This window comes from Micromonospora sp. NPDC093243 (genome assembly GCF_044753725.1).
In the GTDB taxonomy this organism is placed as follows: Bacteria; Actinomycetota; Actinomycetes; order Mycobacteriales; family Micromonosporaceae; genus Micromonospora.
Genome location: NZ_JBIVNT010000002.1, coordinates 289,521 through 301,418 on the forward strand (window position 1 = coordinate 289,521; position 11,898 = coordinate 301,418).

Consider the following 11,898-nt stretch of genomic DNA (forward strand, 5'->3'; position numbering starts at 1 on the left):
CCCATCATGCCCGCCGGTCCGTGGCCGCGACGGCCAGCCGGGCCAGCGCGCGGCGCGCGCCCACGTCGATCGCCGCGCCGTCCAGGGCCGCCAGCGCCTCGGCCACCCGGTCGGAGATCATCCGCCGTACCCGGGCGACCGCGCCGGTCAGCTCGACCAGCTCGGCCAGCCTGGCGACCTCCCGCTGCCCCGCGGGCGCGCCCGCGAGCTCCAACGCCCGGCGCTGCGCCGGGGTGGCGAGCTTCCGGGCGAGCATCATCAGCACCGTCGGCTTGCCGGTGCGCAGGTCGTCGCCGGCCGGTTTGCCGGTGGTCGCCGGGTCGCCGTAGACGCTGAGCAGGTCGTCGCAGAGCTGGAACGCCTCGCCGACGGCGAGGCCGTAGCGGGTGTACGCGGCGACCTGCGGCGCGTCGGCGGTGACACCGGCCAGGGCGGCGCCGAAGTGCAGTGGCCGCTGAACCGTGTAGCTCGCGGTCTTGTAGCGGACCACCCGCAGCGCCCGGTCGACCGACCAGCCCGCCGCCTCGCTGTCGCCGAACACGTCGAGGTACTGCCCGGCGATGGTCTCCACCCGCATCTGGTCGTAGCAGTGGCGCACCTCGAGCAGCCGGTGCGGCGGCACGACGGCGCGCGCCAGCAGCCGGTCGGCCCAGACCATGCAGAGGTCACCGACGAGCACCGCGACCGACTCGCCGAACCGCCCCGGGTCGCCCAGCCGGCCGGCGGCGGCGTGCTGCGCGGTCACCGCCACGTGCGTGGTGAGCCGACCGCGGCGGGTGGTGGAGGCGTCCATCACGTCGTCGTGCACCAGGGCGAACGTGTGCAGCAGCTCCAGCGCGGCGAACGCCGGCACGACCGGTGGCAGGGGCGCGGTGTCGCCGACCAGCCCGCGCCAGCCCCAGTAGGCGAACGTGGGGCGGATCCGTTTGCCCCCGGCGAGCACCGCGTCCCGCGCGGTGGCCGCGAAGTCGCCGACCGCCTGGTCGACCTCGGTGAGCGAGTCGACCTCGGCGGCCAGGAAGGCGGTGAGCGTGTCGTCGACGGCGTCGACCAGGTCACCGGTGTGGGAGGCCAGGACGGTGCGGGCCGGCTCGCTCCGGTGGGTCGGCTGCACCGGCACGCGGAGCACATCGTCCGCAACCGCGTCGTTGGCCATGCGGCCGAGGGTACCCTAGAGTTACGAGTTGCGTCGATTGGTGCGTCGATATTGGAGGAGGGGCCGGTGGACACGGATCTCACCGCTGCCTACGACCGCTGCCGTGAGCTGCACCGACGCCACGGCCGCACCTACTATCTCGCCACCCGGCTGCTCCCCGGGTGGAAACGCCGACATGTGCACGCCCTCTACGGCTTCACCCGGTACGCCGACGAAATCGTCGACCGCACCGACGACCTGCCGCCGACGGAGCGCGCCGCCCGGCTCGACGACTGGGGCGGCCGGTTCATGGCCGGACTGCACGGCGAGCCGATCGACGATCCGCTGCTGCCGGCGGTGCTGCACACCATCGCCGTCTTCGACCTGGACCGGGACGACTTCGCCTCGTTCCTCAAGAGCATGGCGATGGACCTGACCGTCAGCTCCTACCGGACCTACCCCCACCTGCTCGACTACATGGAGGGCTCGGCCGCGGTCATCGGCACGATGATGCTGCCGGTCCTGGGCAGCAGCGACCCGGTCGCGGCCCGGGAACCGGCCCGGCAGCTCGGCTTCGCCTTCCAGCTCACCAACTTCATCCGCGACGTGGCCGAGGACCTGGACCGGGGGCGCATCTACCTGCCGGAGGAGGACCTGACGCGCTTCGGGGTGACCCGGCGGGACCTGGTCGAGGCCAGCCGGCGCGGCCAGGCCACCCCGGCCATCCGCGAGCTGATCGCCTACGAGGTGACCCGGGCCCAACAGCACTACGCGGCGGCGGCACCCGGGATCACCCTGCTCGCACCCGCGTCACAGGCCTGCATGCGCACGGCGTACGCGCTCTACGGCGGGATCCTTGACGAGGTGGCCGCGCAGGACTACGACGTCTTCGCCCGCCGGGCCGTGGTCCCGCAGCGGCGGCGGCTCAGCGTGGCGGCCCGTGCGCTGCTCGCCCCGACCGGCACCCCGGTGGTCGTACCCGGGCCGCCGGCGTCCGGCCCGACCGCTCGGTGACCGCCCGCGCCGCTCGGTGACCGCCGCGCGCACCGCGACCCTGTCTGCCGGTGCCGGCGGTCAGAGGCAGCTGTGCAGCGCCTCGGCCAGCTCCTCCACCCGGTCGAAGCCGGCCAGCCGGGTAGTGGCGTAGGCGAAGGCGTAGCCACGCCGCGGGTCGGCCCAGCCGCAGCTGCCGCCGAGCCCGCCCATGCCCCAGCTGCCGTCCTCCTCCCACTGCATGCCCAACGTCCACCGGGTTTGCCGGTCCAGCACCAGGTCCGGCCCGTCGTACTGGACCCGGGTCGCCTCGGCGACCAGTTCGGGGCTGAACAGCCGGACGCCGTCCAGCGTGCCGCCGGCGAGCAGCCCGGCGTAGAGCCGGGCCAGCCCGGTCGCGGTGGCGTGCAGGTTCACCGCGGGCACCTCGGCGCCGCGCCAGAGCGGGCTGTTCAGCACCGCGAGGTCCAACCCGCCGGCCGGATTGGAGACGGCCCGGGCCCGCAGCGAGCCCGGTTCGCCGACCATCCGGACCGGCCAGTCCGGGTCGCCGTAGGTGAGGTCGGCGCAGCGCCGCTGGTCCGCCGGGCTCAACCCGAAGCCCAGGTCCAGCTGCCACGGGCCGGCGATCTCGTCGGCCAGGAACCGGCCCACCGACCGGCCGTCCACCCGCCGTACCAACTCGCCCACCAGGTGCCCGTACGTCCAGGCGTGCTCGCCGGCGGCGGTGCCCGGCGTCCACTCCGGTTCGGCGGCGGCGAGGTCACCGGCGAGCAGGTCCCAGTCCGCCACGGCGGCCGCCGGCCGGGGCACCGGGAAGGCCGGCAGGCCGGCGGTGTGGCTGAGCACCTGCCGGACGGTGGCCGGGGTCCGGAAGCCCCGCCAGTACGCGGCGACCGGATCGTCCAGCCCGAGCCGGCCCCCGTCGACGAGCAGCAGCAGACAGAGCGCGGCCACCGGCTTGCCGACCGAGTAGACGTTGACCAGGGTGTCCGGCCGCCATCCGGCGGCATCCGGGCCGGCCGCGGTGACCCCGCCGACCAGGTCCACCACCGGTCGGCCGTCGTACCAGACGGCCAGTGACGCCCCGGTCTCCCGACCGGTGGCCAGCAGGTCGTGGAAACAGTCATGGACGGCGGCGAAGCGGACGTCGGGCATCCGGCCACGGTAGGCGATCGACCTGTCTCGGGTGGTCGACTTTTCGGGGCCTGGCTGGCTCGGCGCGGTCGGCTGGGGGATGCTGTCCGGGTGGCGGAGCCGGAGCAGGTGGACGTGGTCGTGGTCGGGCTCGGCGTCGGCGGCGAGGAGGTGGCCGGGCGGCTCGCCGAGTCCGGCCTGACCGTCGTCGGCATCGAGCGGGACCTGGTCGGTGGGGAGTGCCCGTACTGGGGCTGCATCCCGAGCAAGATGATGATCAGGGCGGCGAACGCGCTCGCCGAGGCGCGCCGCGTCGACGGGCTCGCCGGCACCGCCGAGGTGCGACCGGACTGGGCGCCGGTGGCGAAGCGGATCCGTGCGGAGGCCACCGACAACTGGGACGACCGGGTCGCGGTCGAGCGGCTGGTCAACCGGGGTGGCCGGTTCGTCCGGGGCAGTGGCCGGCTGGACGGGCCCGGTCGGGTCCGCGTCGGCGACCAGGTGTTCCAGGCCCGGTACGGCATCGTGCTGGGCACCGGCACCCGACCGTCGGTGCCGCCGATCGAGGGCCTGGCCGACACCCCGTACTGGACGAACCATCAGGCGATCGAGGTCGAGGAGCTGCCGGAGTCGCTGCTGGTGCTCGGCGGCGGGGCGATCGGGCTGGAACTCTCCCAGGTCTTCGCCCGGTTCGGGGTCCGGGTCACGGTCGTCGAGGCGTTGGACCGGGTGCTCGCCGTCGAGGAGCCGGAGGCCTCCGAGGTGGCCGCCGCGGCGCTCCGGGCCGACGGGGTGGAGATTCGGACCGGGCTGCGGGCCGAGCGGGTCGAGCATGACGGGCAGCGGTTCACCCTGCACGCCGGTGGCGCCGAGTTCACCGCCGAGCGGCTGCTGGTGGTGACCGGCCGCCGGGCACACCTGGAGGAGTTGGGGCTGGACACCGTCGGGGTGGACCCCGGCCAGCGCTACCTGCCCGTCGACGACCGGATGTCCGCCATGGACGGCATCTGGGCGGTCGGCGACGTGACCGGCGAGGGCGCGTTCACCCACATCGCGATGTACCAGGCGGGGATCGTGGTCGCCGACCTGCTCGACCGGACCCGGCACGAGAAGGCCGGTGCGGACCCCAGCGGTACCGCGAGCGTGGTCGGCGGCGCCATGGGTGCGGCCAGCCGGCTCGGCGCCAGCGGGTCGAGCGGATCGGCGGGCACCGTGCCGCGCGCCGACTACCGGGCGCTGCCCCGGGTCACCTTCACCGACCCGGAGGTCGGCGCGGTGGGGTTGACCGAGCAGCAGGCCCGGGACCGGGGGATCAACGTCCAGGTGGGCTTCACCAAGCTGGGCAGCTCGACCCGGGGCTGGATCCATCAGGTCGGCGACGAGGGCTTCATCAAGCTCGTCGCGGACGCCGACCAGGGGGTGCTGATCGGGGCGACCTCGGTCGGTCCGGCCGGCGGCGAGGTGCTCTCCGGGCTGGTGGTCGCGGTGCACGCCGCCGTGCCGCTGAGCCAGCTGCGGCACATGATCTACGCGTACCCGACCTTCCACCGGGCCATCGAGGACGCGTTGCGCAACCTCAAGTGACGGTCGGCTGGTGACCGGAAGTGGTCGAGCCGGGACTTTTCGCTGTCCAGTTCTTGCACCAGCTTGACGTAGGATTGCGGCCGTGACGAAACGGCTCACCGAGGTAGCGAAGAAGGCGGGCGTCAGCGAGGCCACCGTCAGCCGGGTGCTCAACGGTCGGGGCGGGGTCTCCGAGGCGACCCGGACGGCGGTGCTGACCGCGCTCGACGTGCTCGGCTACGAGCGGCCCACCAAGCTGCGCGGCGAGCGCGCCCGACTGGTCGGGCTGGTGCTGCCCGAGCTGCAGAACCCGATCTTCCCGGCGCTGGCCGAGGTGGTCACCGGGTCGCTCGCCCAGCGCGGCTACACCCCGGCGCTCTGCGCCCGGACCATCGGCGGTGTGTCCGAGTCGGACTACGTCGAGATGCTGCTCGACCACCAGGTCTCGGGGGTGATCTTCGCCGGTGGCTCGTACGCGCTGGCCGACGCCACCCACGAGCACTACCGGCGGTTGACCGACCGTGGTCTGCCGGTGGTCCTGGTCAACGCGGGCGTGGACGAGTTGGAGTTTCCCCGGGTCTCCACCGACGACGCGGTGGCGGTGGAGCAGGCGTACGGCCATCTGCGCTCGCTCGGCCACGAGCGGATCGGCATGGTGCTCGGCCCCGAGGACCACGTTCCGTCCCAGCGGAAGCTGGCCGCGATGATCCAGGTGGCGGGCTGGGCCGACGGCGACGAGTGCGTCGAGCGCTCCAGCTTCTCCATGGAAGGGGCCCGGGTCGCCGCCACCAAGCTGGTCGACCGCGGGGTCACCGGCGTCATCTGCGCCAGCGACGTGCTGGCCCTCGGGACGATCCGGGCGGCCCGCCGGTTGGGTCGTTCGGTGCCGGCCGACATCTCGGTGGTGGGCTTCGACGACTCCGCGTTCATGACCTGCACCGACCCACCGCTGACCACGGTCCGTCAGCCGATCGAGACGATGGGGCAGGCGGCGGTGAACCTGCTGGTCACCCAGATCGAAGGGGTCGGCGTGCTGCACGACGAGTTGCTCTTCGAGCCCGAGTTGGTGGTACGCGGCTCGACCGCTCCCGCTCCCGCCCGCTGACCGACAAATCGGCCACGGACCGAGCGGCCCGGTAGGACACACCGGGCGACAGGCCCGTGGCCGCCTGAACGACGCGCTGGCCGTCGACCGCTCTCCGCGGGCGGCGGCCAGGTTGCGTCGCGCATCCTCACCCGGTTGATCCACTCGGGATCCGTGAGGTCGGGGTGAAGCGGCGATCGGGACACCCCGACATCACCGAAACCGAGCCGATCAAGCGCGACGAGCGGCTTGATCCACTCCAGCTCGCCGACATGGCGGTGTCCCGGGTGGACGGATACCACCATCTCGGCGACCTGGCTGGCCCGCCCCCCGAAACGCCGCCCGGCCGCGCCGCCGGGCGTGGCCGTCGGGTTGCCCGTTGGGCTGCGCTCACCAGCTTGGATGCGTACGGCCGGGGGTGGCGCGGTGCTCGAGTCACCCGTTCAGGTCTCCCGGTCCTTTAGTCGTAGTCTTTCTAATTCCAGTCGAGTTCTTGCGGCAGCCGATTCGACTTTGTATCGTCATCGCCACGAAACATCCCGAGCAAGAGAGCTAGATCACCATCCCGCGCTGGCCCCGACGCGGCTCCAGGGGTCAGGTCCAGACGGCGGAGACAGATCAGTTGCAGGGCATCGCCGCGGTGACGACCACCGCGGGTCAGCGAAGGTCATGGACACACCCGTTCGGAGAAGGGATGGACAGATGTCCGTACCGCAATACCGAAAGGCTGCGGCGATAGCGCTCGTGGCCGGCCTGGGGCTCAGCCTCACGGCATGCTCCACGAAGAGCGACGACAAGGACACGAACGCAGGCGGCAAGGTCACCATCACGGTCGACTGCCAGCCGGTCGGCTCCCAGAAGGAGCTGTTGCAGAACTGGAACGACGACGTCGCCGAGTTCCAGCGGCAGAACCCCGACATCGTCATCAAGAGCGTGAGCGTCGGCGAGCAGTGCAACAACCCGCCGGACTTCACCGCCCGCCTCGCCGGCGGCACCGTGACCGACGTGTTCTACGGGTACATGACCGATCTCCAGCAGGTGCTCGACTCCGGTCAGGCGATGGACATCACCGAGTACGCCAACAAGGACAACGTCCCGACCTGGGACAGCGTCGACCCGGCGCTCAAGGAGGTGTTCACCGACGGCGGCAAGCTCTACGCCGTCCCGGTGAAGAACTACTCGATGGGCCTGGTCTACAACAAGGTCCTGTTCCAGCAGGCGGGGCTCGACGTCAACAACCCGCCGAAGACCTGGGCCGAGGTCCGGGCCGCCGCGAAGAAGATCTCCGCGCTCGGCAACGGCGTCGCCGGCTACTCCGAGTACAGCGCGGGCAACACCGGTGGCTGGCACTTCACCTCCCTGCTCTACTCGCAGGGCGGCCAGGTGCTGACCCCGGACGGCAAGAAGGCCGACTTCAACAACGCGATGGGCAAGCAGGTCCTGCAGAACCTCAAGGACATGCGGTACGGCGACAACAGCATGGGCGCCCGCCAGCTGCTGCAGTGGGGTGACCTGCTGACGAACGCCGGTGCGGGCAAGGTCGGCATGTTCATCGGTGCGCCGGACGCCACCCAGGCGATCGTCAGCCAGTTCCAGGGCAAGTTCCAGGACTGGGCGATGGCCCCGCTGCCCGGCCAGGACGGGCCGGCGAAGGGGACGCTCGGCGGTGGCGAGGGTTACTTCTTCAAGAAGGGCCTGACCCCCGAGCAGGTCGAGGCCGGTCTGAAGTGGATCGCGTACCAGAAGCTGACGCCGGGCAAGGGCCAGTTCGACTACGTCCGGGCCAAGCCGCAGAACTACCCGGTGGGTCTGCCCCAGCCGCTGCTCTTCGCCAACGGCAGCGAGGCGCAGAAGCAGGAGCTGGAACTGCGTAAGGCGAACGCGAACGTCGACACGGCGAACTTCGCGATCTTCGAGGCGACCCCGGTGCCGATCAAGGGCGAGCCACGCAACGCGCAGGCGGTCTACGCGGTGCTCGACGCCGCGATGTCCGGGGTGCTGACGAACCCGAACGCGAACATCGACGCGCTGCTCAAGACGGCCGAGGAGAAGGTCAACCAGCTCCTCGCCGCCGAGAGCTGATCCGACGGTGTGGGGGCCGGCCCGCCGGCCCCCACACCATCCGCGCCGAACCGTCCGGTCACCGACTCACCAGGAGTTGCCTTGGCGATCACCACCGCCCCGGGGACCATCAGCGCAACCGGTCGCCCCCCGTCGCCGTCCCCGGCCGGGCGTACGAGCCGCAAGGTACGCGACAACCTCACCGGACACGCGTTCCTGATCGGGGCGGTGCTCTGCTTCGCCGTCTTCTCCTGGTACCCGATGATCCGCGGCATCGTGATGAGCTTCCAGCGCACCCGGCGGGGCGAGACCACCTGGGTCGGCTGGGACAACTACGCCCGCATCATCGCCGATCCGAGCTTCTGGCCCGCGTGGCAGAACACGTTCTACTTCACGGTCCTCGCGCTCGTCCTCGGGTACGCGGTGCCGTTCTTCGTGGCGATCCTGCTCAACGAGTTCCGCCACGCCAAGGGGTATCTGCGGATCCTGGTCTACCTGCCGGTGATGCTGCCGCCGGCCTCGGCGCTCTTCCTCTTCAAGTTCTACGCGTACGACCCCAGCGAGGCGGGACTCTTCAACGCGATCCTGAAGGCGCTGCACCTGCCGACCTCGCAGTGGATGCAGTCGCCCGAGATGACGATGCCGGCGATGGTGCTCGCGTCGACCTGGATGAACATGGGCAGCGCCGTACTGATCTATCTGGCCGCGCTGCAGAACATCCCCGGCGAGCTCTACGAGGCGGCCGAGCTCGACGGCGCCGGGATCTGGCGGCGGATCCTCAACGTGACCATCCCGCAGACCCGGCTGATCCTCGCGCTCCTGGCGATGCTCCAGATCGTCGCCACGATGCAGCTCTTCATCGAGCCGCTGATCCTGGCGAACGGTGCCGGCGCGGAGGACTCGGCGACCTCGGTGGCGTACCTCATCTATCAGCACGGGTTCTTCCAGAACGACCTCAACGGCGCCGCGGCGCTCGGCGTGATCATGCTGGTGGTGCTGGCCGGGTTCTCCGCCGTCTACGTGCGACTGACCGCGAAACAGGACTAGGACGGGCGAGAAATGGCACAGGACTCCGGGACCCGGACCCTCATCTCCCACGCCCAGCTGAGGCGGGGGCGCGGCAGGGCGATCTACTGGACGCTGCTCGTCGTCGTCGTCGTGGGCTTCACCCTCGTCTTCCTCGGGCCGCTCTACTGGATGGTCACCGGCGCGCTCAAGTCCGGCCAGGAGATCGCGCAGACTCCGCCGTCGCTGTTCCCCGAGGATCCGCAGCCGCAGAACTACATCGACGCGTGGAACAACCTGGACCTCGCCAAGCTGCTCTTCAACACCTTCTACTACGCGACCGGCGCGGTGGTGTTCCAACTCGTCTTCGACACCGCCGCGGCGTACGCCCTGTCGAAGCTTCGACCGATCTTCGGCAACGTGATCCTCGGGCTGATGCTGGCGACGCTGATGATCCCGGCGATGGTCCTGATCGTCCCGCAGTACGTGACCGTGATCGACCTGCCGATCCTGCACATCAACCTGCTCGACTCGCCGTTCGCGATCTGGCTGCCCCTGGTCGCGAACGCGTTCAACATCTTCCTGCTGAAGCGGTTCTTCGACTCGATTCCGGAGGATCTGATGTCGGCGGCCCTGATGGACGGGGCGACGCCGCTGCGCACGCTCTGGTCGATCATCCTGCCGATGTCGCGCCCCATCCTCGGCGTGGTGTCGATCTTCGCCGTGACCGCGGTCTGGAAGGACTTCCTCTGGCCGAAGCTGGTCATGCCGTCGCCCGAGACCCGGACGGTCAGCGTCGGCATCTACGCCTTCTCCGGCGGTACGCCGATGAACGTGGTGATCGCCGCGTCGGTCATCGCCGCGATCCCGACCGTCATCATCTTCCTGATCTTCCAGCGGAACATCATGTCCGGCCTGACCACCGGCAGCCTCAAGGGATAGCCCGTGACGATGGCAAAGGTTGATCATGACAGCCTTCAGGCGGGCTCGATGACGAGCTGACCCCTAGACCCCACCAGCGCACCCCCCGCGCGGCGAACAACGACGGTTCGCCGCAGAGACATCCAGGTCCGGCGAACCCGCCGACGTACCGACGCAGAAAGCAGGTGCTCGTGTCCACAGCAGACGACAGTCCGTGGTGGCGTGGAGCGGTGATCTACCAGGTGTACCCGCGTAGCTTCGCCGACGGCAACGGCGACGGCATCGGCGACATCGCCGGCATTCGGTCCCGGCTGGATCACCTGTCCGCGCTCGGCGTCGACGCGATCTGGTTCAGCCCCTGGTACCCCTCCCCGATGGCCGACGCCGGCTACGACGTGGCCGACTACCGCGACATCGACCCGGTCTTCGGCACCCTGGCCGAGGCGGAGGCGCTGATCGCGGAGGCCCACGCGCTCGGCATCCGGACCATCGTCGACGTGGTGCCGAACCACTGCTCCGACGCGCACCCGTGGTTCCAGGCGGCGCTCGCGGGCGGACCGGACGCACCCGAGCGGGAGTTGTTCTGGTTCCGTCCCGGCCGGGGCCCGAACGGCGACCAGCGGCCCACCGACTGGGTCGGCGAGTTCGGCGGCGAGACCTGGACCCGGACCACCAACCCGGACGGCACCCCCGGCGACTGGTACCTGCACCTCTTCGCCCCGCAGCAGCCGGACTTCAACTGGGACCACCCCCGGGTGCGGGCGGAGTTCGAGGACATCCTGCGGTTCTGGTTCGACCGGGGCGTGGACGGCATCCGCATCGACTCGGCCGGGCTCCTGGTCAAGGACGGGACGCTGCCCGAGGTCCGACCGGACCAGCCGCACCCGTTCCACGACCTCGACGGCGTGCACGACATCTACCGTGGTTGGCGGCGGGTCGCCGACGAGTACCCCGGCGACCGGGCGCTGATCGGTGAGGTGTGGCTGCCGGATCGGCAGCGGTTCGCCAACTACCTGCGCCCGGACGAGTTGCACGCCGCGTTCAACTTCGACTTCCTCGGCTGCGCCTGGGACGCCTCGGCGCTGCGCGAGAGCATCGACGGCACGCTGAGCGCGCACGCGCCGGTCGGCGCGCCGGCCACCTGGGTGCTCTCCAACCACGACGTCACCCGGCACGTCACCCGGTACGGCCGGGAGGACACCACGTTCAGCTTCGCCAAGAAGCGGGAGGGGATCTTCTCCGACCTCGAACTCGGCACCACCCGGGCCCGCGCGGCGGCGCTGCTCTCGCTCTCGCTGCCCGGTGCCGCCTACGTCTACCAGGGCGAGGAACTGGGGCTCGCGGAGGTCGAGGACATTCCCCCGGAGTTGCGCACCGACCCGATGTGGCCGCGCTCCGGTTACGTCGACCCGGGCCGGGACGGCTGCCGGGTGCCGTTGCCCTGGTCCGGCGACGAGCCCCCGTTCGGTTTCAGCCCGGACGGGGCCGCGTCGCCCTGGCTGCCGCAGCCGACCGACTGGAAGGACCGCACGGCACGGGCGCAGACCGGTGACCAGCGCTCGATGCTGGAGCTGTACCGGTCCGCGATCGCCATCCGCCGGTCCGACCCCGCGCTCGGCGACGGCGAGATGACCTGGCTCCCCGCCCCGGACCGGGTGCTCGCCTACCACCGCCGGCCCGGCTTCACCTGCCTGGTCAACCTCTCCGACACCGCGGTTCCGCTGCCGCCGCACGACGAACTGCTGCTGGCCAGCGGACCGCTCGACGATGACCTGTTGCCGCCGGACACCGCCGTCTGGCTGCGTACCACCGAACCGACCGCGGCCGGAGCAGAACCGGCCTGATCCGCACCCCGCGGTGGCGGGGGCCCCCGCCCCGCCCCCCGCCCCCCCCCCCCCCCCCCCCCCCCCCCCCCCCCCCGCCGGGGGGGGGGGGGGGGGGGCGGCGCCCGGGGCGGGGGGGGGGGGGGGCCCCCAAACACAAAAAAAGACGCCGCCCG

9 protein-coding genes are annotated in these 11,898 nt (G+C 71.3%); 7 read left to right on the forward strand and 2 right to left on the reverse strand.

All coding sequences use genetic code 11. The features are described 5' to 3' along the window. Positions 1 to 4: 4 nt before the first annotated feature. Positions 5 to 1,156, reverse strand: a complete 1,152-nt coding sequence (locus ACIP9D_RS06120; protein ID WP_350868309.1) for a polyprenyl synthetase family protein — start codon at positions 1,154 to 1,156, stop codon at positions 5 to 7. A gap of 66 nt (positions 1,157 to 1,222) precedes the next feature. On the opposite strand from ACIP9D_RS06120, the gene ACIP9D_RS06125 reads away from it, so the two are divergent. Further along, complete coding sequence (locus ACIP9D_RS06125; RefSeq protein ID WP_350868307.1) at positions 1,223 to 2,149, forward strand: phytoene/squalene synthase family protein; 927 nt, start codon at positions 1,223 to 1,225, stop codon at positions 2,147 to 2,149. 60 nt (positions 2,150 to 2,209) lie between these two features. Here ACIP9D_RS06125 and ACIP9D_RS06130 read toward each other — a convergent pair whose 3' ends face one another. Then, positions 2,210 to 3,286: a serine hydrolase domain-containing protein gene (locus tag ACIP9D_RS06130; protein ID WP_350868305.1), complete on the reverse strand. Its 1,077-nt coding sequence runs from the start codon at positions 3,284 to 3,286 to the stop codon at positions 2,210 to 2,212. A 90-nt stretch (positions 3,287 to 3,376) separates the two neighbouring features. Here ACIP9D_RS06130 and ACIP9D_RS06135 point away from each other — a divergent pair, with 90 nt between their 5' ends. The 6 genes from ACIP9D_RS06135 (at position 3,377) to ACIP9D_RS06160 (ending at position 11,743) form a co-directional block, all read left to right on the forward strand. Beyond that, positions 3,377 to 4,849 carry an NAD(P)/FAD-dependent oxidoreductase gene (locus tag ACIP9D_RS06135; protein WP_350868303.1) on the forward strand — a complete coding sequence of 491 codons (1,473 nt, stop codon included), beginning with the start codon at positions 3,377 to 3,379 and terminating at the stop codon, positions 4,847 to 4,849. Positions 4,850 to 4,931: 82 nt separating this feature from the next. Beyond that, positions 4,932 to 5,933 carry a LacI family DNA-binding transcriptional regulator gene (locus ACIP9D_RS06140; protein ID WP_350868301.1) on the forward strand — a complete coding sequence of 334 codons (1,002 nt, stop codon included), beginning with the start codon at positions 4,932 to 4,934 and terminating at the stop codon, positions 5,931 to 5,933. A 681-nt stretch (positions 5,934 to 6,614) separates the two neighbouring features. Further along, positions 6,615 to 7,994, forward strand: coding sequence for an extracellular solute-binding protein (locus ACIP9D_RS06145; RefSeq protein WP_350868300.1), 1,380 nt, complete (start codon positions 6,615 to 6,617; stop codon positions 7,992 to 7,994). 81 nt (positions 7,995 to 8,075) lie between these two features. After that, entirely contained in the window at positions 8,076 to 9,020 is a 945-nt protein-coding gene (locus ACIP9D_RS06150; protein ID WP_350868299.1) for a sugar ABC transporter permease, read from the forward strand. A 12-nt stretch (positions 9,021 to 9,032) separates the two neighbouring features. After that, positions 9,033 to 9,920, forward strand: a complete 888-nt coding sequence (locus ACIP9D_RS06155; protein WP_350868297.1) for a carbohydrate ABC transporter permease — start codon at positions 9,033 to 9,035, stop codon at positions 9,918 to 9,920. Between the two features lie 170 nt (positions 9,921 to 10,090). Continuing rightward, positions 10,091 to 11,743 carry a glycoside hydrolase family 13 protein gene (locus ACIP9D_RS06160; RefSeq protein ID WP_350868295.1) on the forward strand — a complete coding sequence of 551 codons (1,653 nt, stop codon included), beginning with the start codon at positions 10,091 to 10,093 and terminating at the stop codon, positions 11,741 to 11,743. Positions 11,744 to 11,898 lie beyond the last annotated feature (155 nt).

Excerpts from the sequence above, each read along its gene's own strand:
- ACIP9D_RS06130 (WP_350868305.1), bottom strand. The coding sequence starts at position 3,286 with ATGCCCGACGTCCGCTTCGCCGCCGTCCATGACTGTTTCCACGACCTG.
- ACIP9D_RS06155 (WP_350868297.1), top strand. The coding sequence starts at position 9,033 with ATGGCACAGGACTCCGGGACCCGGACCCTCATCTCCCACGCCCAGCTG.
- ACIP9D_RS06120 (WP_350868309.1), bottom strand. The coding sequence starts at position 1,156 with ATGGCCAACGACGCGGTTGCGGACGATGTGCTCCGCGTGCCGGTGCAG.
- ACIP9D_RS06145 (WP_350868300.1), top strand. The coding sequence starts at position 6,615 with ATGTCCGTACCGCAATACCGAAAGGCTGCGGCGATAGCGCTCGTGGCC.